This is a genomic window from Rhodococcus qingshengii JCM 15477 (genome assembly GCF_023221595.1).
Taxonomy (GTDB): domain Bacteria; phylum Actinomycetota; class Actinomycetes; order Mycobacteriales; family Mycobacteriaceae; genus Rhodococcus_F; species Rhodococcus_F qingshengii.
The window spans coordinates 5,728,617-5,753,314 of sequence record NZ_CP096563.1 but is presented as its reverse complement, the minus strand read 5'-3'; the positions used below and the strand labels follow the sequence as shown (position 1 = coordinate 5,753,314).

At 62.1% G+C, this 24,698-nt stretch carries 25 protein-coding genes; 15 read left to right on the top strand and 10 right to left on the bottom strand.

Translation table 11 applies throughout. The annotated features are described in order from the left end of the window. The first annotated feature begins 13 nt into the window (after positions 1-13). The 4 genes from M0639_RS26580 (at position 14) to M0639_RS26565 (ending at position 4,431) form a co-directional block, all read left to right on the top strand. A complete protein-coding gene (locus M0639_RS26580) occupies positions 14-997 on the top strand; it encodes an NADPH:quinone oxidoreductase family protein (RefSeq protein WP_003943088.1) in 984 nt (327 codons plus the stop codon). A gap of 79 nt (positions 998-1,076) precedes the next feature. Continuing rightward, positions 1,077-2,276: an acetyl-CoA C-acyltransferase gene (locus tag M0639_RS26575; protein WP_058038319.1), complete on the top strand. Its 1,200-nt coding sequence runs from the start codon at positions 1,077-1,079 to the stop codon at positions 2,274-2,276. Next, positions 2,273-3,058, top strand: a complete 786-nt coding sequence (locus M0639_RS26570) for a RhlG family 3-oxoacyl-ACP reductase (RefSeq protein ID WP_007730838.1) — start codon at positions 2,273-2,275, stop codon at positions 3,056-3,058. Before M0639_RS26575 ends, M0639_RS26570 begins: the two co-directional genes overlap by 4 nt. Before the next feature lie 173 nt (positions 3,059-3,231). Continuing rightward, on the top strand, positions 3,232-4,431 hold the full coding sequence (locus tag M0639_RS26565) for a glycoside hydrolase family 183 protein (protein WP_064074990.1): 1,200 nt from the start codon (positions 3,232-3,234) through the stop codon (positions 4,429-4,431). A 6-nt stretch (positions 4,432-4,437) separates the two neighbouring features. Here M0639_RS26565 and M0639_RS26560 read toward each other — a convergent pair whose 3' ends face one another. The 6 genes from M0639_RS26560 to M0639_RS26535 form a co-directional block, all read right to left on the bottom strand. Then, positions 4,438-6,477: a YhgE/Pip domain-containing protein gene (locus M0639_RS26560; RefSeq protein ID WP_058038317.1), complete on the bottom strand. Its 2,040-nt coding sequence runs from the start codon at positions 6,475-6,477 to the stop codon at positions 4,438-4,440. Positions 6,478-6,610: 133 nt separating this feature from the next. Then, a complete protein-coding gene (locus tag M0639_RS26555; protein WP_054800568.1) occupies positions 6,611-7,207 on the bottom strand; it encodes an SRPBCC family protein in 597 nt (198 codons plus the stop codon). After that, positions 7,204-7,581, bottom strand: coding sequence for an ArsR/SmtB family transcription factor (locus M0639_RS26550; protein ID WP_050655974.1), 378 nt, complete (start codon positions 7,579-7,581; stop codon positions 7,204-7,206). The genes M0639_RS26555 and M0639_RS26550 overlap by 4 nt, the downstream gene beginning before the upstream one ends. A 62-nt stretch (positions 7,582-7,643) precedes the next feature. After that, positions 7,644-8,327, bottom strand: a complete 684-nt coding sequence (locus tag M0639_RS26545) for a GntR family transcriptional regulator (protein WP_019745689.1) — start codon at positions 8,325-8,327, stop codon at positions 7,644-7,646. Positions 8,328-8,363: 36 nt separating this feature from the next. After that, on the bottom strand, positions 8,364-9,140 hold the full coding sequence (gene cuyB / locus M0639_RS26540) for a cysteate racemase (RefSeq protein WP_231915060.1): 777 nt from the start codon (positions 9,138-9,140) through the stop codon (positions 8,364-8,366). Between the two features lie 129 nt (positions 9,141-9,269). Beyond that, positions 9,270-9,773 carry a PASTA domain-containing protein gene (locus M0639_RS26535; RefSeq protein WP_064074989.1) on the bottom strand — a complete coding sequence of 168 codons (504 nt, stop codon included), beginning with the start codon at positions 9,771-9,773 and terminating at the stop codon, positions 9,270-9,272. A 209-nt stretch (positions 9,774-9,982) separates the two neighbouring features. Between M0639_RS26535 and M0639_RS26530 the strand changes: the two genes are divergently transcribed. The 5 genes from M0639_RS26530 to M0639_RS26510 all read left to right on the top strand — a co-directional run bounded on the left by M0639_RS26530 (position 9,983) and on the right by M0639_RS26510 (position 15,043). Beyond that, positions 9,983-10,609, top strand: coding sequence for a type 1 glutamine amidotransferase (locus M0639_RS26530; RefSeq protein WP_082893261.1), 627 nt, complete (start codon positions 9,983-9,985; stop codon positions 10,607-10,609). A 119-nt stretch (positions 10,610-10,728) separates the two neighbouring features. After that, complete coding sequence (locus tag M0639_RS26525) at positions 10,729-11,898, top strand: glycoside hydrolase family 183 protein (RefSeq protein WP_064074987.1); 1,170 nt, start codon at positions 10,729-10,731, stop codon at positions 11,896-11,898. 22 nt (positions 11,899-11,920) lie between these two features. Continuing rightward, a complete protein-coding gene (locus tag M0639_RS26520; RefSeq protein ID WP_003943037.1) occupies positions 11,921-13,183 on the top strand; it encodes a helix-turn-helix transcriptional regulator in 1,263 nt (420 codons plus the stop codon). Between the two features lie 148 nt (positions 13,184-13,331). Next, positions 13,332-14,420 (top strand): S-(hydroxymethyl)mycothiol dehydrogenase, encoded by a 1,089-nt coding sequence (locus tag M0639_RS26515; RefSeq protein ID WP_007730860.1) that lies wholly within the window; start codon positions 13,332-13,334, stop codon positions 14,418-14,420. Continuing rightward, positions 14,417-15,043, top strand: a complete 627-nt coding sequence (locus tag M0639_RS26510; protein ID WP_064074986.1) for an MBL fold metallo-hydrolase — start codon at positions 14,417-14,419, stop codon at positions 15,041-15,043. Before M0639_RS26515 ends, M0639_RS26510 begins: the two co-directional genes overlap by 4 nt. Positions 15,044-15,092: 49 nt before the next feature. Here M0639_RS26510 and M0639_RS26505 read toward each other — a convergent pair whose 3' ends face one another. From M0639_RS26505 to M0639_RS26495, 3 genes are all read right to left on the bottom strand, one after another. Further along, entirely contained in the window at positions 15,093-16,049 is a 957-nt protein-coding gene (locus M0639_RS26505) for a phosphotransferase enzyme family protein (protein WP_064075094.1), read from the bottom strand. Positions 16,050-16,083: 34 nt separating this feature from the next. Next, positions 16,084-16,398 (bottom strand): hypothetical protein, encoded by a 315-nt coding sequence (locus tag M0639_RS26500; RefSeq protein ID WP_139120551.1) that lies wholly within the window; start codon positions 16,396-16,398, stop codon positions 16,084-16,086. A gap of 183 nt (positions 16,399-16,581) precedes the next feature. Next, a complete protein-coding gene (locus tag M0639_RS26495) occupies positions 16,582-17,073 on the bottom strand; it encodes an Lrp/AsnC family transcriptional regulator (protein ID WP_007730865.1) in 492 nt (163 codons plus the stop codon). A 137-nt stretch (positions 17,074-17,210) separates the two neighbouring features. Here M0639_RS26495 and kynB point away from each other — a divergent pair, with 137 nt between their 5' ends. The 3 genes from kynB to M0639_RS26480 are packed head-to-tail and all read left to right on the top strand — an operon-like array spanning position 17,211 to position 20,690. Continuing rightward, on the top strand, positions 17,211-17,942 hold the full coding sequence (gene kynB, locus M0639_RS26490) for an arylformamidase (RefSeq protein ID WP_050655978.1): 732 nt from the start codon (positions 17,211-17,213) through the stop codon (positions 17,940-17,942). After that, complete coding sequence (gene kynU / locus M0639_RS26485) at positions 17,939-19,204, top strand: kynureninase (protein ID WP_064074985.1); 1,266 nt, start codon at positions 17,939-17,941, stop codon at positions 19,202-19,204. The genes kynB and kynU overlap by 4 nt, the downstream gene beginning before the upstream one ends. Positions 19,205-19,256: 52 nt before the next feature. Beyond that, on the top strand, positions 19,257-20,690 hold the full coding sequence (locus tag M0639_RS26480; protein WP_064074984.1) for an amino acid permease: 1,434 nt from the start codon (positions 19,257-19,259) through the stop codon (positions 20,688-20,690). A gap of 13 nt (positions 20,691-20,703) precedes the next feature. Here M0639_RS26480 and M0639_RS26475 read toward each other — a convergent pair whose 3' ends face one another. Beyond that, the gene (locus M0639_RS26475) at positions 20,704-21,390 is read right to left on the bottom strand and encodes a dienelactone hydrolase family protein (protein ID WP_064074983.1); all 687 of its coding nucleotides are present in this window, start codon (positions 21,388-21,390) and stop codon (positions 20,704-20,706) included. Positions 21,391-21,446: 56 nt separating this feature from the next. Between M0639_RS26475 and M0639_RS26470 the strand changes: the two genes are divergently transcribed. From M0639_RS26470 to M0639_RS26460, 3 genes are all read left to right on the top strand, one after another. Then, entirely contained in the window at positions 21,447-22,391 is a 945-nt protein-coding gene (locus M0639_RS26470) for a D-cysteine desulfhydrase family protein (RefSeq protein ID WP_064074982.1), read from the top strand. Next, positions 22,388-23,245: a helix-turn-helix transcriptional regulator gene (locus M0639_RS26465; protein WP_030536017.1), complete on the top strand. Its 858-nt coding sequence runs from the start codon at positions 22,388-22,390 to the stop codon at positions 23,243-23,245. Before M0639_RS26470 ends, M0639_RS26465 begins: the two co-directional genes overlap by 4 nt. Before the next feature lie 94 nt (positions 23,246-23,339). Beyond that, positions 23,340-24,323 carry an ABC transporter substrate-binding protein gene (locus M0639_RS26460; protein WP_030536016.1) on the top strand — a complete coding sequence of 328 codons (984 nt, stop codon included), beginning with the start codon at positions 23,340-23,342 and terminating at the stop codon, positions 24,321-24,323. Positions 24,324-24,698 lie beyond the last annotated feature (375 nt).

Sequence of the window (24,698 nt, the reverse complement as noted above, 5' to 3'; positions counted from 1 at the left end):
CTGGAGAATTGCTGTGAAGGCTTGGCGCGTCAACGAACTCGGTCAACCCCGCGATGTGCTCGCGTTGGAGGAGACCGCGGATCCCACCCCGAATGCGACGGAGATGTTGGTCAAGGTGCTGGCGGCTCCGGCCAACTTCCCCGACGTCCTCATGTGCCGGGGTGAGTACCAGATCAAGCCGCCGCTGCCCTTCACACCCGGTGTCGAACTGTGTGGTGAAGTGGTCTCGGTCGGTGAATCGGTGACCAAATTCGCAGTGGGGGACCGGGTGATCGGTAATCCGAGTCTGCCGTCCGGCGGATTCGCCGAGTACTCGGTACTGGATCAGAACAACACGTTCCCGGCGCCGTCGGCTCTCGACGACGCGGAAGCATCCGCTCTGAGCATCGGCTATCAGACAGCGTGGTTCGCTCTGCATCGCCGCACCCAACTGCTTGAGGGTGAGACGTTGTTGGTCCACGCTGCTGCGGGTGGTGTCGGTAGTGCGGCAGTGCAACTCGGCAAGGCGGCAGGCGCCAAGGTGATCGGTGTCGTCGGCGGCCCGGACAAGGCCGAGTACGCGCGCAAGCTCGGCGCAGACCTCGTCGTAGACCGTCACAGTGAGGACTTCGTGGCAGCGGTCAAGGAGTTCACCGGCGGCAAGGGCGCCGACGTGGTCTTCGATCCGGTCGGCGGCGACGCATACGCGAAGTCCACCAAGTGCATCGCCTTCGAGGGACGGATCGTCATCATCGGCTTCGCCGGTGGCACGATCCCGCAGCCGGCACTCAATCACGCTCTCATCAAGAACTATTCGATCATCGGACTGCACTGGGGGCTGTACAAGGCCTACAACCAGCAGGCCATCGACGACTGCCACGTCGAGCTCACCAGGCTCGCCGATGCCGGCTTGGTCAAACCACTGATCAGTGAGCGGTTGTCGTTGACGGACGTTGCCGACGGTATCGGTCGCCTCGGCGACGGCACCACGGTCGGTCGCGTCGTGTTCCAGCCCTGATTCTTGCTGTGCGCCTTTATTAACCCCCGGCGGTTAATAAAGGCGCACAGCACTTCGTGTTCGACGAAAGGATTCCCCGATGAGGCAAGCTGTCATCGTTTCCACCGCCCGGACCCCGATCGGTAAGGCGTACCGCGGCGCGTTCAACAACACTCAGGCTCAAGAGCTTGCTGCACATGCCATTTGGAATGCAGTTCAGCGCGCGGGCCTCGAGGGCGGCGAGGTCGAGGACGTCATCCTCGGCGCCGCGCTGCAGCAGGGCTCTTCCGGCGGCAACGTCGCACGGCAAGCGGTGCTGCGGGCCGGGCTTCCGGATTCGGTTTCCGGAATGACGATCGACCGTCAGTGCTCGTCCGGTCTCATGGCCATCGCAACCGCAGCCAAGCAGATCGTGGACGACGGAATGCAGATCGCGGTCGGCGGCGGAGTCGAATCGATCTCGTTGGTCCAGAACGATCACATGAACAACTTCCGCGCGGCTGATCCGTGGCTGAAGGAAAACAAGCCGTCGATCTACATGCCGATGCTGCACACGGCCGAGATCGTCGCCGAGCGCTACGGAGTCACCCGCGAGCAGCAGGACGAGTTCGCGCTCGTCTCCCAGCAGCGGACCGCAGCGGCCCAGGACGCAGGTCGGTTCGATCTCGAGATCGTCCCGCTGCCCTCGATCAAGCAGGTGCAGGACAAGGAGACGGGTGAGATCCGCAGCGAGTCCGTGACGCTGACCCGCGACGAAGGCAACCGCGCTTCCACCACGTTGGAAGGGCTGTCGAGTCTGCGACCGGTTCTGGCCGACGGGACTGTCAGTGCTCATTCGTCCATCACTGCGGGCAACTCGTCTCAGCTCTCCGACGGCGCTTCGGCGTCGGTGCTGATGGAGGCAGGCGAGGCGGAACGCCGCGGGTTGGCGCCTCTCGGTATCTACCGTGGCATGGCTGTCGCGGGTTGCGCTCCCGACGAGATGGGCATCGGACCGGTGTTCGCGATTCCGCGTCTGCTGGATCTTCACGGCCTGAAGGTCGACGACATCGATCTCTGGGAACTCAACGAGGCCTTCGCCTCTCAGGCCCTGTACTGCCGCGACAAGCTCGGGATCGATCCCGAGAAGTACAACGTCGACGGTGGCGGTATCTCCGTCGGCCATCCGTACGGAATGACGGGGGCTCGTCTGGTCGGCCATGCTCTTCTTGAAGGAAAACGGCGCGGAGCCAAGCTCGTGGTGGTGACCATGTGCATCGGCGGCGGTATGGGTGCTGCCGGGCTTTTCGAGGTCGCATGAGCTTGATCGAGGGACTGTTCGACGTCAGTGGCAAGACCGTTGTGGTCACCGGTGGATCACGCGGCATCGGATACATGATCGCTCGCGGGTTTGTCGAAGGCGGAGCGACGGTCGTCATTTCGGCCCGAAAGGCCGAAGCCTGTGACGAAGCCGCGCGAGAGCTTTCGGAGTTCGGCACCTGCATTTCGCATCCGGCCGATCTGTCCACGGACGAGGGGGTCGAGAGCCTCGCTGCGAAGGTCGCCGAGATTTCGCCGACGCTCGACGTACTGGTCAACAACGCCGGTGCCACGTGGGGAGCTCCCGTCGACGATTTTCCGGCCGCAGGCTTCGACAAGATTTTCGACATCAATGTCAAGGCAATCTTCCTCCTGACGCAGAAGCTGTTGCCGCAGTTGCGGTCTGCAGCCACGGCGGAAGACCCCGCGCGCGTGATCAATATCGGATCGATCGACGGACTCGTGGTGTCGGGTTCGGAGAACTTCTCGTACGGAGCCAGTAAGGCTGCGGTGCACATGTTGACGCGCAAGCTCGCGGCAACGCTTGCGGGGGAACAGATCACGGTCAATGCCATTGCGCCGGGCCCGTTCCCGTCGAAGATGATGGCATTCCTCCTCGAGGACGAACAGAGTGCAAAGGCTGTGGCGGACTCGGTCCCGTTGGGCCGGGTCGGAACTCCCCAGGATGCCGCAGGTCTTGCCATCTTCCTGGCTTCACGTGCCGGGGCTTATCTGACCGGCGCGGTGATTCCACTCGACGGCGGTGCGAGCGGAGCGCGCTGACCTACTGACTGATCTTCTCTGTCCGAAAAGGCCTGAAAGTCTGAACTACTATGACTTTCAGGCCTTTTCGCGTCTTTGTCTGATTGGGTTATCTGTGACTGCAGTTGCTAGATTGTCCGAGGTTCGGGGGGAACGACGACGACAACACCAACAATCCCGGCCATGGGGGAGTCATGTTTCGCGCGGGGAGATCGTTGGGGGTGTTCGGGGTAGTTGCTGCTCTGGCAGCTGCTGCCGTCACGGCGGTGGCTTCGCCGGCGATGGCTGCGCCGGGCTGCGTCGGAGTCAGTGGCGTCGGTAGTAGCGGTGGTCCGGCCAATGCGGCGCCGTGGCTCAACGGCAACACCGGAGGGTTGCCAGGTCTGTCCGGTCGTACTACCGCGATCGAAAAGGTCACCGGCACATACAGTCCCAACAAGACAGTTGATCGCTTCAATGTCCTGGGTACCGACCTGGGCATCATGTGGGACAACGGTGCGGGGCAGATTCTGACCGCTTTCGGCGATACCACCGGGCTCAGTCGTAACCCCGGTTGCGACGGTTTGGTGGGCGAGTGGCGAAGCAATGTACTCTTCCGCAGCTCGGATCGGGTACTGGCCGACGGTATGCGCATCGACAGCGCGCCGATGGACGGCACAGCTCAGGCGCGTGAGATCATTTCCGGTCTGAAGATTCCGGGCGTCGAGGCCTCCAGCATCCCCACGAGCGGCATCGCAGTGAACGGTGTGCAGTATCTGAGCTACATGTCGGTGCGCAACTGGGGCGAGGCCGGGCAGTGGAGCACGAACTACTCACAGATTGCCACCTCCTCGGACAACGGCGAAACGTGGACCACTCGTCCGGAAACTCTGCGCCCCAACATCGGTGGGGTTCTTCCCGCGGGTGTCGCCCCCGTCGCCGGTAGCGAGAACTTCCAGATGAGCTCGATGGTGAAGGACGGCGGGTTCGTCTACAACTACGGAACCCCCGCGGGACGATCCGGCGAGGTTCGACTTTCTCGCGTGCCCGAGGGGGCGATCCTCGATCTTTCCGCCTACGAGTACTGGAACGGAAACGGCTGGATCCTTGCCGATCCCGCTGCGGCCGTACCCGTCATGGACGGCCGCATCGGGGAGATCTCAGTTCAGTACAACGAGTTCCTCGGCAAGTTCGTGGCGATGTACGCCGACGCGTTCAGTTCGATCGTGATGCGAACCGCTCCCAGTCCGGTCGGTCCGTGGACGGCACCGGAGACACTGGTCAATCTGGTCGAGGTTCCCGGTATCTACGCCGCATACATCCACCCGTGGTCCAGTGGTTCGGATCTGTACTTCCTTGCCACCACGTGGGCCGACTACAACGTCATGTTGATGCGTACGACGCTCGTTCGCTGATCCGGCTCACGCTTGCGTTTGCTGGAGGTACACGATCTCCTCGGTGATCGGCGCGTCGTCATCGGCGTCGGTCGGCGGTTCTTGTCGGCGGCGCCACCAGATGGTGAACAGGACGGCTCCGATCACCAAGGCAGCCAGAGCGATTACCGCCACCCAGAATTTCGGGCCGTAGTATCCGACAAGGACCATGCGCATGGCGTTGCGCGCCCACGTGAGTGGCATCAGAGCGTGCAGCCACTGCAGAACCGTCGGCATCTGTTCGATGGGGTATACCGCGCCGAAGGCGAAGATCTGAATCATCAAGGCGCCCAGAGCGATGAAGGTTCCGTTGACGGCACCGAACACAACGGTGAAGAGCCTGCCCGAGCTGACCGCGGCGGCACCCACCAGGATCATCACTGCGATCATCGCCAGAACACTAGGTGGTTCGACGTTTGCCACGGTCAGTGACACCACCGACAACACGAGCGCCGCGACCAAGGTGACCAGGGCGGGAATGCGGTAGCGGCGCAGCCCCTCACGTACCACGCTGGTGTGCGAGTTCAGTGAACGTCCGCGTCGTGGGCGGACGACGAACCACGTGAGAATTCCGCACAGGAACAGTGCCACCGAGATCACGGCAGGTACGGCTCCCGGCCCGAAACCGGCTGCGGGATAGTTGTTCCGCGCGTCGACGGCAACCGGGGAAGAGAGGAGATTGGCCGTGGTGGCGCGCTCGTCGTCCGTGAACTGCGGTACCTGGGCGGCACCGTCGGACAAACCGGTGGCGAGTTCCGCGCTACCCGCGTCGAGCTCGCCGACGCCGGCCGATAGCTGCCCGAGACCGTCACGGAGCGCAATACTTCCAGTGTCCAACTGCCCCAGCCCGGTGGAGAGTTCCTGTGCACCGGTAGCGAGTTGGCCTGCACCGTCGGACAGTTGGCCCAGGCCGGTGTTGAGTTCACCTGCACCGACCGCGGCGGCAAGGAGCCCACCACGGTAGTCGCTGCTCGGATCGGTGAGTTGGCGCGAGATCTCCCGCGCGCCGTCGCGAAGCTGGCCGAGCTGACCGATCACGTCGTCGTCCGACGGTTGTGCAGTCAGGGAAGCCCGCAGTCCAGCCAGGGCTTCGACGAGTCCGGCGGAGACCGGATCGGCCGAGTTTCGAAGCATCGACGTGAGGGCGTCGATCTGACCGACGACGGCGTCCGAGGACCCCGCGAGGTCGAGTACCGGGGTGGTGACCATGTCGACCACTTCGCTGATCTGTCGGGCGCCTGCGCCGAGTTCGTCGGTGCCCCCGACCAACTGGTTGAGTCCGCTGCTCAGCTCGCCCGAGCCTGCAGCAGCTTCGCCAGCTCCGGCAGCCAGCTCGCCGGCTCCGGCGGCCAGCTCCTTGCCGCCCTGATTTGCTTCGCCCATGCCGGTGGCGAGTTCCTTGCTTCCAGCGTAGAGCTCGTTGGTTCCGGCAAGCGCTTCGGAGGATCCGTCGGACAGCTGTTGCGCTCCTGCTGCTGCTTCACCGAATCCTGTTCCGAGTTCACCCAACCCGACCAGCACCTGGTCGATGGACTGCTCGCCGATCGACTCGGAGACCGCCGAGCGCACCTGAGCGATGATGCTTTCACCGACCGGGCCGGCGACCAGACTGTTGTAATCGTTGTACAAGACGTCGAGTTCGGCCTTGCGGCCCGAACCCGATGCGGCACTGGCCACATCCGCGCTGAAAGTCTTCGGAATGACGACAGAGAAGTAATAGGTGCCGTCGTTGACGCCGTCGGCGGCTTCCTGTTCCGAGACGACCTTCCATGCAACGTCTCCGCTCTCGACGAGTGCGGCAACAACTTCATCGCCGGCTTGCAGACGTGTTCCGTCGAGTTCTGTGCCCGCATCGGCGTTGACGATGGCGACGGGCAAGCGGTTGACCGTGTCGCCCGGATCCCACAGTGCCCACATGTAGAACGCCGCAATCGACAGCGGTGCGATGACGAGGACAGCGAGAACTGTCCGGATGATGTGCGTGCGTCGCGTCGTGGCCGCGTTGTCGACTACGGGTTGTGGCGCCATGTGGAGCTCTCTTCTCGTGGACCGAAGCAGGTGTGGCACGAAAGGAAGCCACCAAAACTGCTGGACATACGTCCAGCTCGGTCACGATACAAAGCAAACGGCCATCCTGTGACCGTTTTCGAAGAATTGGGCGTTATCGGTCGCCGTGCTCTGCCTCGATCTTTGCCCACTCCCACCCTCGGAAGTTGGCCAGACGAAGCTCCTCTGCTTCGTCGAAGGTGTACCACTCGGTGCTCGGCGCATCAGGGAGAGTGCCGCGCAAGTATTCGCCCAGGTAGTGAAGTGGGCCTTCCCAGCCGGTTCCGACGCCGTAGCAGCCGGTGTCAGGGTCGTTGCGGAAGACATCGGCGACGGAGGCGTGCTCCAACTCGAGCCAGGTGGCGTCGGGACCGTCTGCAGTCAGCCGGATCTCGACCTGATCGCTGTATCCGCGATCGCCGGGCGGTGTCCACTGCAGTCGCAGCAGGTGTGGGGCGTCGCAGGCCAGGATCTCGCCACTTGCCTGGCCTTCGAAGGCGTACGAGCCGCCCACCTGGAAGTCTCCGCTCACCGGAAGGAAGAAACGGTTGATGCGGTCAGGGGTCGTGATGGCGTCCCAGACGTCGTCGACCGACGCGTTGTAGCGGCGCTTGAGTACGGCTGTTCGAGCCGAACCTTCGGCGATCTCGCGGTTGCCCATGCTCCGCTCTACCGCGGTGAGGCTGGTGTCCTGGTTCGCGATCTCGGTCATTGTGAGTCTCCTTCGTCGGAAGAATTCGGTTGTGAAGATCTGCTCCGCTTCGAGCCGCGTCGTTTCCCGCGTGCGAGTTCTGTGGCCAATGCGTCGAGAGGACCGCTCCAGAACTGCCGGAATCCGTCGAGCCATTGGTCCACTTCTTGCAATGGCGCGGGCTCGACGGCATAGAGACGCCTGGTGCCTTCGCTGCGGACGGTGGCGAATCCGTTTTCTCGGAGCACTCGCAGGTGCCCGGACGCGGTCGGTTGCGAGATTCCGAACTCCGCTGCCACGACTTCGGCGATCTGACCCGCCGAGCGCTCGCCGCTGGACAGGAGTTCCATGATTCTTCGCCGAACTGGGTCTCCGAGAACGTCGAACGCATGCACCAGTCATTTATATCGGCAATGGCCAATATAGGCAAGCGCCGAAACTTGTATTCGGGCGTCGGTCAGTCCGAGAGCGCGAACTCGTCGGCGTCGAAGAGTTCACCGATCAGCCCGCCGAGATGGCGTCGATGTTCGGCCGACAGTGTCGCTGCCGCCTCGGCATCGTGGTCTGCGCACAGCTCGATCAGCTTGTTGTGATGGTCGACGGAGTCCTGGCTGCCGAGAAGGCTCGAGAACTTGCGGTAGTAGATGCGGTGAATTTGTGGGTGAACCTGGTGAATCAGCTTCTTCAACAGCGGATTTGCCGCAGCGTCGATGATGACGCTGTGTAGGCGATCGTCTGCGGTCAGGGCTCGGCCTATGTCGTTTCGTTTGACGGCGGCAGCGAAGTCCTTGTTGGCCGAACGCATCGCCCCGATCATCTCGTCGGTGAGATTCGGTACAGCGGTGACGACGGCCAGTTGGTCGAGAGCTTCGATGACTGCGAGTGTTGCCTCGACGTCGCCGCGGTCGAGGGTGGTGATGCGCGTGTACGCACCAGGTTTCGCTTCCACGAGTCCGGTGTCGACCAGCCTTGCGAGCGCTTCGCGGACTGGAGTTCTGCTCAGTCCCAGATACTCGGCGAGTTCGCTGTCCTTGATCTTCGAGCCCGGCGCCAGTTCACCGGTGACGATCGCTTCGCGAATGCGTTCGAGAGCGATGTCGCTCATTCGTGCTCGCTCAACCGGTTTACCGCCACGCAACATACTGGATATCGTACTCTGCAGCCTCCCTGCTGCAGGTCAGCCCGAAACGACCATCGAAGGGTGTCTCCGGGCATCCGCAACCCGCCGGAGCAGAGCGCGGGCGAGAATTGTTGCCGGATCGATGATCTGACAGGTTGTGGCGTCGGCGGGCAGTCCGAGCGGAATCTCGGTGCACCCGGCCACGACGACCTGCGCGCCCGATTCGACGAGAAGATCAGCGGCCCTGACGAGCTTGTCGGTGGTCTCGTCTCCGACGTTGCCGCTCTTGATTGCTCGGATCGCCGGCATCACCAGTTCGTCCTGGATCGCAGGTCCGGGCACCAGGACGTCGATCGAGTATTCCGACAGCCATTGTTGATACAACCCGGTGCGGACCGTCCCCGTGGTGGCCAATAGTCCGACGGATGTGACGGCGGGTGAGAGCGTCCGGATGTGCCGAGCGACTTCGTCGATCATGTGGACGACGGGAAGTCCCAGTTGGGACGAGATTGCGGGCAGGAAGGCGTGGGCGGTATTGCATGGGATGGCGAGCGTCGTCGCGCCCGACTCTCGGAGAACGCGCGCACCGCGGATCAGCCACGGAGTGGGGTCAGGGCCGTTCTCGGTGAGTGCCAATGTCCGGTCGGGAACGGTGGGATCGGCCCAGATGACAACTTTGGGGTGCTCCTGATCCGTCGAACCTGGTGTCAGCGCAACGAGTTTGGAGTAAAAGTCGGCAGTAGCGGCGGGCCCCATGCCTCCGAGTATTCCGATGACGGGGTCGCTCATGGACGCCGGAGAGCTGGCGCTCTGCCGTATTCGTTGCACCTTCATGTTGCAATCCAACCTTTCGCATCCAATATATTGGATACTCGTAATGTTGACTACAGTGAAGGAGGTCGGAGGTAGTTGTCAAGTAAGGCGCAGTGTTCCCGGAATTGCGAAGTTCGAGAACTCAGCCGATCAGCAGGGGTTCGGTTCGCCGATTTTCACGGCCGAGAGCACGGCTTCGATTTCCCCGAAAGGACTTCCGGCAGAGGGTGTCTGATCGACGACAATCCAGTTGGAATCGACCAGTTGGCGTCGACCCGCGCCAGTTGCGTCAGCACTTCTGGAGAAGAACACTCCGGACGACTGAATGGTGTCCTGCGCGTCTTGAAGATTCATGCACACGACGTTGGGCATGATCGCGGGAGCTGCAGCGGGCGTCACTTCCGCGGCGACTGGGGTCGTGGCCAGTGGAGAATTCGTCGTACCGATCACCGAGGTGGTCAATGGAGCCTGAGTCGTCGTGGGTTGAGTCGTCGAGGTTGCAGTGGTGGTCGCGGTGGATGTTGATTCTGCCTCGCTGTCGGTGCTTGTTCCTGAGCACGCGGCAAGTGACGCCAAGGCGAATGCGCTGAGTCCGATGCGAACGGCAGTTGAGGACGGGCGAATCGATGTCGAAAAGAGGTGTGGTGCGCGCACAGACGTTCCTTGTCGGTAATGGGGCGATGAAAGCGGAGATTCGAGCGCAGAGCACATCCGACGCCGTCGATGTGCCTTATGTCGAATAGAACCATAGGCTTTCGGCACCGGATTCGAGAGGAATTGCCTACATGCATTTTCTGGAACTACGACACGCGCAGTGTGAACCCCCAGCGGCGTATTCGCCTGTCCTGGAGAGCTACGGAGACGTGCAGACTGTTCTTCTGGGCACCGACCCGCTTCCTGCCGATCGACGGTTCGACGCCGTGATCGTGATGGGCGGGCCGATGGGCGTCGGCGATCAGGGCGAGGTCGAGTGGTTGGCATCCGAGATCGAATACATTCGCGATCTGGTCGAGAGCGACGTCCCGGTGTGGGGAGTGTGTCTCGGTTCGCAGTTGCTCGCCGCGGCGCTGGGTGCTCGCGTCTACACGGGCGCTGTGCCTGAAGTCGGAGTTGAGGAGATCACCTTGACTGTCGAGGGCCGGCAAGATCCCGTGTGGGGAGATCTGCCCTCCACATTTCCTGCAATGCAATGGCATTCGGATACCTTCGACATTCCGAACGGCGCGGTGCGGCTCGCTGGTTCAGCCAAGTATTCGAATCAACTCTTCCGATACAAGCAGAGTTACGCCGTTCAGTTTCACCTCGAAGCGTCCTCCGCGGTGGCGCGCGAGTGGATGGAACTGGCCGAGTACCGCGATTCGCTGCATGCTTCGCTGGGAGCGGACGGTCCGCGCATCTTCATGCAGCAGTTGGGTGCAACCGAGTCGCAGGGGCTCGAGATTGCCGCAGCCGTGATGGAGAAATGGTTGAAATCCATCTCCACCGAATAAGCCCGTTTTGTCCTGATTGACCGATTTACCTGTTACCTTGTGTTCTCGTGGGTGGATGAACCGATCCGGTCGAGCAACACACCTCGTAGAGTCCGGATCTCCCCCGCGAAAGGGGAGCGATGCGCCGGATGCGGAAGATATCGACAGCAGCAGTGACGTGTGTACTCGCGTCGACCGCGGTCTTGGGGGCGACCCAGGCCAATGCATCCCCGTGGGATTGCAATGTCACCGGGAGCTTGGATCAATCAGGTGGGCCGACCAATCCGATTCCCTGGCTCAACGGCACGGATGGCAAACTGCCGGAATTGCAAGGCCGCACCTCGGCGGTCGAGTACATCACGGGCGCGCTGAGCCCCAACCAAACCGTCGAGCGGTTCAACGTTCTCGGCACGGATCTGGGCATCATGTGGGACAACGGCGCAGGTCAGGTCCTGACAGCTTTCGGTGACACCGTCGGTATCGGATCTGACCCTCTGTGCTCCGGGGTGGTCGGCGACTGGCGCAGCAACGTCCTGTTCCGTAGCTCGGACGGAAATCTGTCCGACGGCATGAACATCGACTCCTCACCGACCGACCGACCGAATCACTCGCGCGAGATCATCGGAAGTCTGAAAGTCACCGGCGTCGAAACCAGCAGCATTCCGACGACGGGTATCTCCGTGGGCGGCGTTCAGTACGTCAACTACATGTCGATACGTTCGTGGGGAGGGTCGGGCGAGTGGGTCACCAACTTCTCGCAGATCGCGTCCTCGCACGACAACGGTGAGACCTGGCAGATCGAACCGGCCTCGTCCCGGCCCAATCTGCCGTTGACAGGTAACGACAACTTCCAGATGGGGTCCTTCGTCAAAGACGGTGGTTACGTCTACAACTTCGGCACCCCCGCCGGACGCTTTGGCGAGGGGCGTCTCTCGCGAGTCAAGGAAGCCTCCATCGCGGACGTCGCGGCGTACGAATACTGGGACGGAAAGGCATGGGTCCCCAACAATCCCGCTGCCGCTGCAGTAGTTCTCGACGGGGATGTCAGCGAACTGTCGGTGCAGTACAACAACTATCTCGGAAAGTTCGTCGCGATGTACTCCAACGAGTGGGGAGCGCTGGTGCTGCGGACGGCCTCGGACCTGACCGGCCCGTGGAGCGCACCGGACGTCGTGATCGGCACCGACGAGGTTCCGGGACTCTACGGCGCGTACATGCACCCCTGGTCGCAGGGGCAGGACCTCTACTTTCTCGCCACCACGTGGTCCGACTACAACGTGATGCTCATGAAGACCACGCTGCACCAGTGAACCGGATGGTTATCGTTGAACAGTGAGCACCACCGACAATGCGCTACTGATCACCGCCCTTCGAGACGTGTTGGTGGGACCACTTCCCGAAATCGGCCGACGATTTTCGACGCTGATCGCGGACATGGCGCCGCACACCTCTCTGGTGATCTTCACCCGTGAGTGCACCGGTAGGCCGCGCAAGGTTGCCGGGGATCCAGCTGTCGTCGATCGTGTGACCATCGCCGAACTCGACCGTATCCGTACGGATCTCACTGTCGGACAGATATTTCGGGGAAAGTGCGCTATCGCCGGCCGAGACCGTGAAGTGCTCGCGATGCTCGATCGAACAGACACCCTCCTCGTGCTGACGCCACACCCCGGACCGGTGAAGGCGGCATCCCTCGAATTGATCCAGGCACTGTTCGCGGTGACTGCAACCGGAATTCAGCTCCAGGTGCGGAACGCGAGTCCGGCATATCTCGCCGAGTCGCGGGCAGCGTCGTCCGAGCGTGCACGCACCGTGGCAGAGATGACGGAGGTGCATGCGGCCACCCTCGAGACGATGCTGGCGACGCTGCGCTCGGCGGATCTCGACGACACGCGTGCTCGAACCTCGGCCAGGGAGACTGCGGCTTCGGCCCTGATCGGCCTGCGTTCGGCCGTCGACGTGCACCGCGAGTTGGCCGAGGAGTCGACCACCACCGCTTTTGCGCGGATGCGTGGGGAATTGCGTTCGCTGCTCAAGCATCGGGAAATCGCGTTGGAGTTGGTGGAGCCACCCGTCGACGGGCGTGGGTTGCCCGGTGAAGTGGCGCACGGCGCCCGCGCGGTCGTCCGCGGCGCGGTCTTGGCCTTGTCGGATCAGCAGACGCTCTCGCGAATCCGGGTGGCCTGGACCCTCGACGCGGCTTCGCTCTCGATCGACATCCGCGACGACGGTGGTGGTGAAGCCGACGTGATCGACGTGGAACGCCAATTACGTTCGAGGGTAGAGACTTTGGGTGGAACCGTCGAATCCGAGTCGACGCCCGGGTGGGGGAACCGGATCAGCGCAACCATCCCGCTCGACGCGCCCGTCGCCCTACCGAACCGCGACGTCCTGACGGAACTGGCTCCGCGGGAGTTCGAGGTACTCGAGCATCTGGTGGCCGGACGGCGCAACAAGGCAATCTCGGAGCGACTCGGCGTCAGTGAGAGCACAGTCAAGTTTCATGTTGCCGGGGTCCTGCGGAAATTGGGCGTCGAGAGTCGGGGTGCGGCGGCCGCCGCGGGCGCCGAGGCCGGCGTGAAGCCTGCACCCTAGTCCTTTCGGCCAGGTCGGTCAGTCAGTTCGACCAGGGTTGCGGGCACCTACTTCGGGCTAACCTTTCAACGAGTGCACATATCGCAATGTGAAAACACGGCGCCATGTGACGACACGTCCTCAATCGCACGAAGCCAGGAGCAAAGCCATGCCACAGCAGGTACGCGGCGTCATCGCCCGATCCAAGGGTGCCCCCGTCGAAATCGTCCCCATCACGATTCCCGATCCCGGCGCCAACGAGGTAGTGGTCGCCATTGCAGCGTGCGGTGTGTGCCACACCGACCTGACCTACCGCGACGGCGGAATCAACGACGAGTACCCGTTCCTGCTCGGGCACGAGGCGTCGGGCATCGTCGAGAGCGTCGGCCCCGGTGTCACTCACGTCGAGGTGGGCGACTTCGTCGTCCTCAACTGGCGTGCCGTATGCGGGCAGTGTCGTGCGTGTAAGCGTGGCCGCCCGCAGTACTGCTTCGACACGTTCAACGCCGAGCAGAAGATGACACTCGAAGACGGCACCGAACTGACGCCGGCACTCGGCATCGGCGCATTCGCAGACAAGACGCTGGTTCACGAAGGCCAGTGCACCAAGGTCGACGCCTCGGCCGATCCGGCTGTCGTCGGACTGCTCGGTTGCGGCGTCATGGCCGGCATGGGTGCCGCGATGAACACCGGCAACGTCGGACGCGGTGATTCGGTGGCTGTGATCGGGTGTGGCGGCGTCGGCGACGCAGCGATCATGGGTTCACGCCTGGCCGGTGCCAATACCATCATCGCCATCGACCGGGATCCACGAAAGCTGGAGTGGGCCACGGAACTTGGTGCAACGCACACGATCAATGCGACCGAGGTCGACGACGTCGTCGAAGCAGTCCAGGAGCTGACCGGAGGTTTCGGCGCCGACGTGGTTGTCGACGCAGTCGGCCGTCCCGAGACCTGGAAGCAGGCGTTCTACGCCCGCGACCTCGCGGGAACCGTAGTGCTGGTGGGAGTTCCGACGCCGGACATGAAGCTGGAAATGCCGCTGGTGGACTTCTTCTCGCGCGGCGGAGCCCTCAAGTCGTCGTGGTACGGCGATTGCCTGCCCGAGCGTGACTTCCCCGTTCTGGTCGACCTGTACCAGCAGGGGCGTCTGCCGCTCGAGAAGTTCGTCAGCGAGCGCATCAAGCTCGACGAGGTCGAGAAGGCATTCGAGACGATGCACCGCGGCGAGGTCCTTCGTTCGGTGGTGGTCCTGTGACATTGCGAGTCGATCGCGTCGTCACCTCGGGCACGTTCAGCCTCGACGGCGGAACATGGGACGTCGACAACAACATCTGGCTGATCGGTGACGACAACGAAGTGGTGATCGTCGACGCAGCTCACACCGCGCAGCCGATCATCGACGCTGTCGGTGGACGCAAGGTGATCGGAATCGTCTGCACCCACGGCCACAACGACCACGTCACCGTTGCGCCGGAGCTGGCCGAGAAACTCGACGCTCCGATCTACCTGAACCCGGCCGACGATGTCCTCTGGGAGATGACTCACCCCGGGGTGAAGCATCTGAGCTTGGAAGATGATCAGCGTATTGCTGTGGCGGGTACGGACATTCTGGCCATCCACACACCGGGCCATTCCCCGGGGTCGACCTGCCTCTACCTGCCCGAGGCGGGGGAACTGTTCAGCGGCGACACCTTGTTCTCCGGTGGACCCGGCGCAACGGGGCGGTCGTACTCAGACTTCCCGACCATCATCGAGTCCATTCGCGACAAGCTGTTCGCGCTCCCCGCCGAGACCAAGGTTCACACCGGTCACGGCGACGGCACGACGATCGGTACCGAGGCGCCGCATCTCGAAGAATGGATCCGCGCCGGATCCTGATGTGATCAGAAGCGAAGTGGGGACGCCGGTACCGGCGTCCCCACTTTTGTCACAACGCTGATGCCCAACCGGCGGTGTCGTTCTCACCCGGGATTGCCATCAGGCCGTGCCACAGTTCGAGGATCTCGAACCATTCTGTCTCGGATCGGCTGAGGGGACGGACGGATTCGTAGCCGGCGCGCAGGCTCTGCCGTACCGCGATCGGTGTCGGTCGCCAATCGGTGAACAGGGTGCCCAGATAGACGCTTGCCTTGGCCAGGTCGCTCACCCGGTGCTCGATCACCACGTCGTCGAAGTCGAGTACTCCGGTGGTCCGAGAGTTTCGAGTCAAGATGTTGGCTGCACGGAAGTCGTTGTGTACCAGTTGAGTTTGGTCATCGAGCTCGGACGCACGCGCCAGGAGGCCCACGAGCCTACGCGTTGCCTCAGGCGCGAACCTGCGGTCGAAATTCTCGAGCCAACCACCGATGCGCTCCTTCAACCCGGTGCTGCGCGACGAGAAAACCGATCCGTCGACATGGGTGGCGCCGAGCGTTCGGTGTATTTCTGCCAGACATGCTCCTGCCGAACGGACCGCCACGCGGTCCTGCACGTCCAACCAATCTCCCGCCAACTCCGGCAGTACGGTGAATGACACTGCGCACGAAGGCCCTTCCAGTGTTTCCCGGTCCAATCCGTTCAGGGACGAGATTGGTGACGGAACGGGCACGCCCTGCGCGGCGAGTGCGCTCAGTAGGCGCGTCGACGCCTCCAGGTTCGCGAAGCGCTCTGTGGCGCGCGACCACTTCACCACCAGCCCACCGCGGTCGCTCGCAACCCACACGATCGCGTTCTGGTCACTGATCGCCATTCGCGAGCACTCGAGGGCCGTCAACCCCCAAGTCTGCTCGAGTACCGCCGAGACCCAATGGGTGGCTGCGCCAAAGCTGTTGAATCCGAATCGCTCCTCCAGAGCGGCTTCCGGCTCCACCGACTCCCAGAGCATGGACAACCCGAGTGGCAACATGCTGTCCGACTTTAGTGGGATGAACACAGTCATCTCATGCGTCAGGAGCAGGTTTGCCCGATTGTGTAGCTGCGTTTTCGAGCATCTCGATTCGGTTGTTGAGCCGCTCGATCGTCATACGCACACTCCAGATGAGTTCGACGAGGCTTTCCTGCATGACGGGGATGCCCATGATGTCCGACAACTGGCGCCACAGCGCCATAGTCGACTTTCGATGGGAATCGTATGTGACTTGTAGCGCCGCCAACTGCACCTCTGCGGGTACTTGATCCTTGACATGCGAACCGAAGGGTGGGGGTTCCTGGTCAACCCACGGCGACCATCGCGATTGGACTTCTGCCTCCGTCATCTTGGACAGTCTTTCCAGTATCTCGCGGCATGCGGCGGGTGAGGAGAACACCGTTTCGAGGCATCGGTGGTAGTCCGGGGGTTGCATTTGCTTGTGTTCCGACATTGATCAGCGCTCCGCGTACTCCGTCCGGAGACGAAGGTTACGAGAGTACACCGAATCGGCCTTGGCGACAGCTGCAGTTCAGCCGCCTTGACTCAGTTCGCTGAAGATCAGGTTGGTCTGGGTATTGGCGATGGCCGGATCGTTGAGGTGCGCGCTGACGAAATCGCGAAGCCGAGTGGGGGATTCACACGACACGTGCACCAGGAGATCACGGTCCCCACTCATCAGGAACACTCGCTGAACGGAATCCAGTCCGCTCAGGTGCTCGGCAATTTCCGTCATCCGACTTCTGGCGTGGGAGTGAATCAGAATCGACACCATCGCCGAGATCTCGAGGCCGAGTAGCTCGAGGTCTATGTCTGCGTGAAACCCCTTGATGACGCCCGATTCGCGTAGAGCGCGCATCCGCGCCAGAGCGGTCGACGGCGCTATCCCGACCTTCTCGGCGAGTGCGTTGTTGGGGATGCGTGCATCCCGGACGAGTTCGCGGAGAATCGCCGTATCGACGTCGTCGAGCCGAACATGATTCGGCCGAGCTGCGGCAGCTGCCCGTTCGATCGCATTTATCATCCGATTTCTCCCTGCCGTCGCGAAAATATTCAGCATCTATTGACCGCGCCCGTCGATGATCCTAGCTTTTGCCAAACACATCGAATTATCAAACGGTCGAGATCTACACAGTCGACTGTTGCGACGAAGGGGTCTGGATGCTTCCGAGGATCGGCCGACACGCGGGCGACGGACACACGGGCGACTGGAGGGCGCGGTTGATCGACATCAGCCCGCCGATCTCCGAATCGACGCCCGTGTGGCCAGGCGACACCGCCTTCACCCGCGCTGTCACGTCCGACCTCGGCGGCAGTGACGCCGTCACCATCAACCGAATCACCACCACTCCGCATATCGGTGCTCACGCCGATGCGCCGGCGCACACTCGCATCGACGGCGCGACCATTGGTTCCGTTCCCCTCGAGCCCTATCTCGGCGAAGCACTGGTGGTCGACATGACGGGGGTCGACGGTGCCGCCTGCATCAGGCCCGTCGAAGAGACCGTGGAGCGACTCGGCGGCCATCTGCCGCAACGGCTGATTCTGAGGACGTACCCGAAGTACCCACGCAAGTGGGACAACGACTTCGCCGGTGTTTCTCCGGAGCTGACCCACTGGTTCGCCGACCGCGGTGGAGTTCTGATCGGAATCGACGGCGCCTCGTTCGATCCGATGGACAGCAAGACCATGGACGGGCACCACGCGGCAAGCGATCGTAGCGTCGCGATCCTCGAAGGACTTTGCCTCGACGACGTCGACGAAGGCTACTACGAGTTGATCGCACTGCCGCTGAAGTTCCTCGACCTCGATGCCAGCCCGGTACGGGCCGTGCTCCGGACTCTGCCTTCATCACCCTCAACGCCGACACATGCAGGAGAAGAATCGTCATGACATCGACAGCCACACTTTCGTTGGAAGACTGCGTCAAGGCCGACGCAGTGGATCCCCTGAGGGAGTTCCGCCGCGAGTTCGCGATTCCGGAGGGCGTTCTCTACTTCGACGGAAACTCGCTCGGCGCGCGTCCCATTGCCGCGCAGGAATGCGCCGCGAGAGTGATCGGCGACGAGTGGGGCAACGGCTTGGTTCGCAGTTGGAACGAGGCTGGATGGTTCGACCTCCCGGTCCGCCTCGGTGACAAACTTGCCCCGTTGCTGGGAGCAGGTGAAGGCGAAGTGGTAGTGACGGATTCGACGTCGATCAACCTGTTCAAGGCATTGGCCTCTGCGCTGTCCATCGCGGCTGCTCAGGATCCCAGCCGGAAGGTGATCGTCTCCGAGCGCGACAATTTCCCCACTGACCTCTACATTGCGGAGGGCATCATCTCGCTGCTCGATCAGGGATACGAACTACGCCTGATCGACCAACCGGGCGACCTCACCGAAGCAGTAGGACCGGACACCGCCGTAGTGATGTTGTCGCACGTCAACTACCGCACCGGAAACCTGTATGCGATGACGGAAGTCACTGCAGCAGTGCAGGAACGTGGCGCCCTCATGATCTGGGATCTCGCACACTCGGCCGGCGCCGTCACTGTCGATCTGAGCGGTGCCGACGCCGACTTCGCGGTCGGGTGTACGTACAAGTACCTCAATGGCGGTCCGGGTTCACCTGCATTCATCTGGGTCAACCGTCGCCATCAGAACACCGGAATCCAGCCGCTGTCCGGGTGGTGGGGGCACGCGCGACCGTTCGCGATGGAGTCGGCCTACGAACCGGGCGCAGGAATACGACGGTTTCTGAGTGGTACTCAACCCATCACGTCGTTGTCACTCGTCGAATGTGGTCTCGACATCATGCTCAAAGCTGACATGGCCGACATCCGCAGCAAGTCGCTCGCGCTGGCCGATCTCTTCATCGGCCTCGCCGAGGAGCGTTGCGCTGCTTACGGTTTGGAGTTGATCACGCCGCGCGAGCACGAGCGTCGTGGCTCGCACGTGAGTTTTGTTCATCCCGAGGGCTATTCCATCATGAAGGCTCTCATCGCGCGGGGCGTCATCGGCGACTACCGCGAACCAGGAGTGCTGAGGTTCGGTATCACTCCGCTCTATCTCGGATACGCCGACGTGTGGAACGCCGTCGACGTGTTGCGAGACATCCTCGAGAACAAGTCCTGGGATCGCCCCGAATTCCGCGAGCGCGACGCAGTCACCTGATTCTTCCAAGTTTCCGCGGACCGGGAGGTACCGCCTTTCGCAAGGAGCTTTCATGAGTGATTTCAAAAACATTCAGCAGCGAGAATCAGGTCTCAAACGCGAACTCGGCCCCAAGCAGATGAGCATGATCGCGCTCGGCGGTGCAATCGGCACCGGACTCTTCCTCGGCAGTAAGTTCGCCATCGGCTTTGCCGGCCCGAGCGTCATCATCAGTTACGCGATCGGCGGGTTGATCGCCCTCCTGCTGATGGGTGCCCTCGCCGAAATGACTGTTGCACATGCGACATCAGGTTCGTTCGGTGCGTACGCAGAATTCTACGTCGGACCGTTGATCGGCTTCCTCGTTCGCTATCTCTACTGGTCATGCATCGTCCTCGCGGTCGGGACCGAGGTCACCGCGATCGGTGAATACATGCGGTTCTGGTTCGCCGACGTACCGTCGTGGCTGTGGATCGTGTTGTTCTCCGGAGTGCTGATCGGCGTGAACATGTTCAACGTCAAGGCCTTCGGAACGATGGAGTACTGGTTCTCGACGATCAAGGTCTTCGCGATCGTGGCGTTCATCGTGATGGCAGCGTACGTCGTGTTCGGTAGCGGAAACCCGGACTACGGATTCCACAATTACACGGCCGGTGGCGGATTCTTCCCGAATGGTTTGTCCGGCATGTGGTTTGCCGTGATCGTATCGATCTTCAGCTACTTGAGCATCGAGATGATCGCCATTGCGGCCGGTGAGGCGGAAAACCCGGCAGTGGCGGTGAAGAAGGCATTCCGTGTGACGATCGTCCGACTGTTCGTCTTCTACATCGCAACGCTTGCCTTGATTCTGGCAATCGCTCCGATGGACAAGATATTGAGCGGCGGAAGCCCTTTCGTCACGGTGATGCAGGTCGTGAAGATTCCGGGCGCAGACAGCGTGCTGAACTTCGTGGTGATCATTGCCGCGCTGTCCGCGATGAACAGTCAGCTGTACGTGTCTTCGCGAATGATGTTCTCGCTCTCCCGTGCTGGTGACGCGCCGGCCATTCTCGGCAAGGTCAGGGCCAACGGCTCACCGGTCAATGCCTTGCTGCTGTCGACGTCGGGTATCGCCGTCGCAACAATCGTCTACGTTCTCTTTCCCGAGCAGGCATTCACCTTGATGATCTCGCTGTCGATGTTCGGGGCAATGGCGACGTGGCTGCTGATCTTCGTGACGCACTGGTTCTTTCGCAAGCGGATGGCGAGCGAAGGACGGACACTCTCCTTCACGATTCCGTTCTTCCCGGTGGGGACGATACTGGGAGGTGTCCTCATGGTCGCGATCCTCGTCACGACGTTGTGGGTCGAGGATTTCAAGATGACCTTGGTGTTCGGAGTACCGTTTGTCCTCGCCGTGATCGGCATCTACTACTTCACCCGCTCACGTCGGGCACAGAGTCGAGCGGTGACGGCTGAGCAGGTTCAGGACGAGATCACCGGCACGGTGGTCAAGCGGGTGCCCTGACTCGCGCTGGCAATCAAAGGGTTTCGTTGAAGAACTCCATAGTGCGGGTCCAGGCGAGGGCAGCAGAATCCGGGGCGTAGTGGCTGGTCGAAGTGTCGTTGTTGAACGCGTGGCCGGCGTCGGAATAACGGTACACCCGGGCGAGATCGGACGCGGTTGCGCGCAATTGCTCGACGCTCTCCGGCGGGATACTGGGATCGAGGTCGCCGTAGTGACCGAGCCACGGGACCTGCAGTTGCGCTGCAAGTTCGGTGCCTGCGGCAATCCCATCCCATCGGGCTTCTGCAACGCCGCCACCGTAGTACGTGACAGCGGAATCGACGAGGGGTACGGCGGCACACCACAGGGATGCGGTGCCGCCCATGCAGAATCCGAGGGAGCCGACTTTGTCTGCTCCCTCGGATCGGCTGTAGTCGACGGCGGCACGTACGTCGTGGCCGATGCTTGTGCTGTCGAGTGCCATGAGCGCATCCTTCGCGGACGGGAAGTCGGTGAAGGAGGTCTGTGCGCCGCGGTGGTAGAGATGCGGGGCGACGGCAAGGTAGCCGGCATCGGCGAGGCGTTCGAGGATGCTCTCGATGTGTTGGTTCACGCCCCACGCTTCTTGGAGAACTACTACCGCATGTCTCGGTTCACTCGGCGAATCCGGTCGGCTGACGGTCAGCGGTACATCACGTGTGGTCGTCGTGAAAGTTCCCATGTCCCGACTGTATGCGAGCCCAGCCTGTAGGTGCACGGTCGAACTAGACTCGTCAAATGTTGAGTTCCGCCGTTCCGCCGATCAGCTTGGGCAGTTGGCCGACGCCCGTCGAACCTCTGGCGCGTTGCGCGCAGGCACTCGGATTGGGGCCGGAAGATCTGTGGATCAAACGTGACGACGTCACCGGCCTGGGCGGCGGCGGCAACAAGATCCGAAAGCTGCAGTACACCTGCGCTCAGGCTTTGGCCGTCGGCGCGACGACTCTGATCACTACCGGTGCGCCGCAAAGCAATCACGCTCGCTTGACTGCGTCGGCAGCAGCCCGTTTGGGATTGCGTTGTGTGCTGGTGCTCGGTGGTGCCGAGCCGGAATCCGCGCAGGGAAATCTCGTTCTGGATGCACTCGCAGGCGCTGAGATCGTCTGGGCCGGTGGGGACACGGCATCCGCGCTCGACGCCGCGGTGCAGGCCGTCGCGGACTCGGGCGGTGTACCTTTTGTCATTCCCTTCGGTGGTACCAGCGCGGTGGCTGCGCAGGGATACGTGGACTGCGCACGCGAGATCGAACAGCAACTCGCCGGCGTCGATCGCGTCGTGGTTGCACTCGGATCGGGTGGAACGATGGCTGGACTTGTCGCGCATCTGGGCGTCGACAGAGTTGTGGGCGTTGATGTCGGGGCTGTTGCCGATCCAGTGTCGACTGTCGCTGGGTTGTTGGACGAGATGCCTGGTCCGGCTATGCGAGCCGCAGATCTTCAGATCCTGCGAAACCAAGTTGGACAAGGATATTCGACGCTCACGGAAGCATCAGCCGGCGCGATTCGATTATTGGCTCGTACGGAGGGCATCTTCCTCGACCCGACGTACACCGGCCGAGCCTTTGCGGGATTGATCCAACTCGTGAAGGACAAAGCCATCACGGCGGGATCAAAAACGGTCTTCCTGCACACCGGTGGGTTGCCTGGCCTGTTCGGACATCCCGAACTGTCGACGCTGCGGTGAGCGAGCAGATCGACTACCCGCTCAGCAGTCCGCTCGACGAACTGTCCGAGTGGCAACGCGTCGTTCGACCGCTGCGCGTCAGTGCCGACGGGTACTTGCGGTTGGCGACCAATCGGCTGGCCGTCGATTCCGACTACACGTGGGAGATGCACCGCCACAGCGATCACGAATTGCTGTGGGCGATCGACGGTGTTCTCGAGGTCCGTACTCCGGAGACTGTGTACACGGTGCCGAGCGGGGTCAGTCTGTGGATCCCGTCCTATGTTCCCCACGAGGTGACGGCGCGTAGCGGCACAGAATTGTCGTGCACGTGGTTGGTGGCATCCGATGTGACCGGGTTGGATCGTGTGGTGGCCTTGTCCACCCCTCCGCTGCTCGAACAAGTACTCGATCACCTCACCCGAGACGACTTGACCGACGCGGCTCGTCGACGAGCCGAGGCGTTTGCCATCGACCTCGTCGAACCCGTTCCGCGACTGATTTTCGATGTGCCGCTGCCGACGACGCCGTGGCTTCGGCAGATCGCAGATCAGTTGGTTGCCAGCCCGGCCGACACCCGATCGGTCGAGGAGTGGGCCACCGACGCGAAGGTCAGTACGAGGACTCTCACACGACGGTTTCCGGCCGAGACCGGATTGACCTTCTCGGAATGGCGTATGCGACTGCGGGCTCATCATGCGATGCAACTTCTGGCACTCGGTCGAAGCATCTCGTTTGTGGCGCGGAAGACGGGTTTTCGTTCCGAAAGCGCGTTCGGTGCGGCTTTTCGTCGAACGATGGGCGTGACGCCGGGGGAGTTTGCAAGCCTGATCGATCATCCGCGCGCGCCAATGACCGATTGGCTACAGGACTAGTCCGAACAGCGACTCAAAGCATCTCGATCGGACTTGTGCCGTGCCGCAGAATGAACTTAGGGTTGGCTAAACAATCACCCTGTAGGAGTTCTGCGTGCGCGCAATTCGATCATTTTCTTTCGGTTCCAGAGTCATTGCAGCGGCGGCGGTTGCCGTCGTAGGTGCGATGGTGGTGACCGGCTGTTCCTCGTCGTCGGCCGACTCCGAGCAGACGGACGTCCGGACCGTCGCGTCGGCGTACGGGGACATCGAGGTGCCGGTTTCACCTGAGCGCGTCGTCGCCGCGTCGTACGACACTCCTTGGCAGCTCATGTCTCTCGGAGTGAAACCGGCTGCTGTGCAGGACTACGGCAAGTGGATCAGTGAATTCACGCCGGAGCAGCAGGCCTTCGTCGACGGGCTCCCGACCATCGGGCCTTTCGGGGAAATGAACTTCGAAGCGATCGCTGCGGCGGATCCCGACATCATTGTCGGCGACGCCGACGAGGTGGACCAAGCGGCGTTCGACCGTCTGTCCGGCATTGCACCCACCGTCATCGTCAAGGGAGAGAGCCGAGGCGACTGGAAGAAGATCACCACCGAGCTTGCTGAGGCAATTGGCAAGACCGACGTGCTCGAGTCGACGCGGACTGCTTACGAAGAGAATCTCGAACGTGTCCGTGGCGAGTACGCCGACGTGATCGCGACCAACAAGTGGATTCACATTTCACTCGGAGACGCGCCCGGCGCTTTCTCGGTTCAGCAGCCCACCGGTGCGATCGGCAATTTGGTGGTCAACGAACTCGGATTGGCGTACGGGCCCGGTGTTCCGACCAATTACACCGATGCCGGATACGCGTCCTATCCGATGGAGCAGTTGGCCGACATCCTGAACGGCGTGACGGTCGTGCTGTATCCGCTGAACGCGGACGGGTCGACCAGTGCGGCGGTTCAGGCGGTCCTCGACGACAACCTCTTCACGAGGCTGCCGGCGGCGCAGGCCGGGCACGTCTTCGGATTGCAGTCGAGCGTCACAGACTTCGTGACCGCGAACGGTTGGCTGAACGAAGTGAAAACGAAGGTGTTTGCAACGCTCTGACGCTTGCTCACCTTTTCACTGCGTGCCCGCAACTGACCAGTTGAGGGCGCGCAGTCTTTTTGGTCGCCACTACGAGCGGAAATCCTGTCCTCTGCTTATGATTTCTGTCACTGCCGGTTACCGTTACTTCGACGAGGGCGACGCGGTTCGACCTTGCCTTGGCAGGGATCATCGATCCTCGGCGACGTGCGGAGGTGGTCGCCATCCCCGCAGATCCGTGGGGTATTTTGTCCGTATCTACTGTCGGGGTGAGCAGTGATGTGCGGGGGAGTTTCTGGTGAGTACAAGCGCTCGTGCCGTCTTTCGAGCAGGGCGCTCTGGATTTCGGGACCATACCCGTCCGGGCATTAGTTCTGGTTTGCTGAGCGTGAACGG

What these genes read in the sequence shown, in the direction of transcription:
- M0639_RS26495 (WP_007730865.1), bottom strand. Translation starts at nt 17,073, where the DNA reads ATGATAAATGCGATCGAACGGGCAGCTGCCGCAGCTCGGCCGAATCAT.
- kynB (WP_050655978.1), top strand. Translation starts at nt 17,211, where the DNA reads ATGCTTCCGAGGATCGGCCGACACGCGGGCGACGGACACACGGGCGAC.
- M0639_RS26480 (WP_064074984.1), top strand. Translation starts at nt 19,257, where the DNA reads ATGAGTGATTTCAAAAACATTCAGCAGCGAGAATCAGGTCTCAAACGC.
- M0639_RS26560 (WP_058038317.1), bottom strand. Translation starts at nt 6,477, where the DNA reads ATGGCGCCACAACCCGTAGTCGACAACGCGGCCACGACGCGACGCACG.
- kynU (WP_064074985.1), top strand. Translation starts at nt 17,939, where the DNA reads ATGACATCGACAGCCACACTTTCGTTGGAAGACTGCGTCAAGGCCGAC.
- M0639_RS26500 (WP_139120551.1), bottom strand. Translation starts at nt 16,398, where the DNA reads ATGACGGAGGCAGAAGTCCAATCGCGATGGTCGCCGTGGGTTGACCAG.
- M0639_RS26555 (WP_054800568.1), bottom strand. Translation starts at nt 7,207, where the DNA reads ATGACCGAGATCGCGAACCAGGACACCAGCCTCACCGCGGTAGAGCGG.
- M0639_RS26515 (WP_007730860.1), top strand. Translation starts at nt 13,332, where the DNA reads ATGCCACAGCAGGTACGCGGCGTCATCGCCCGATCCAAGGGTGCCCCC.
- M0639_RS26565 (WP_064074990.1), top strand. Translation starts at nt 3,232, where the DNA reads ATGTTTCGCGCGGGGAGATCGTTGGGGGTGTTCGGGGTAGTTGCTGCT.
- M0639_RS26525 (WP_064074987.1), top strand. Translation starts at nt 10,729, where the DNA reads ATGCGCCGGATGCGGAAGATATCGACAGCAGCAGTGACGTGTGTACTC.
- M0639_RS26505 (WP_064075094.1), bottom strand. Translation starts at nt 16,049, where the DNA reads ATGTTGCCACTCGGGTTGTCCATGCTCTGGGAGTCGGTGGAGCCGGAA.
- M0639_RS26470 (WP_064074982.1), top strand. Translation starts at nt 21,447, where the DNA reads ATGTTGAGTTCCGCCGTTCCGCCGATCAGCTTGGGCAGTTGGCCGACG.
- M0639_RS26575 (WP_058038319.1), top strand. Translation starts at nt 1,077, where the DNA reads ATGAGGCAAGCTGTCATCGTTTCCACCGCCCGGACCCCGATCGGTAAG.
- M0639_RS26475 (WP_064074983.1), bottom strand. Translation starts at nt 21,390, where the DNA reads ATGGGAACTTTCACGACGACCACACGTGATGTACCGCTGACCGTCAGC.
- cuyB (WP_231915060.1), bottom strand. Translation starts at nt 9,140, where the DNA reads ATGAAGGTGCAACGAATACGGCAGAGCGCCAGCTCTCCGGCGTCCATG.
- M0639_RS26545 (WP_019745689.1), bottom strand. Translation starts at nt 8,327, where the DNA reads ATGTTGCGTGGCGGTAAACCGGTTGAGCGAGCACGAATGAGCGACATC.
- M0639_RS26570 (WP_007730838.1), top strand. Translation starts at nt 2,273, where the DNA reads ATGAGCTTGATCGAGGGACTGTTCGACGTCAGTGGCAAGACCGTTGTG.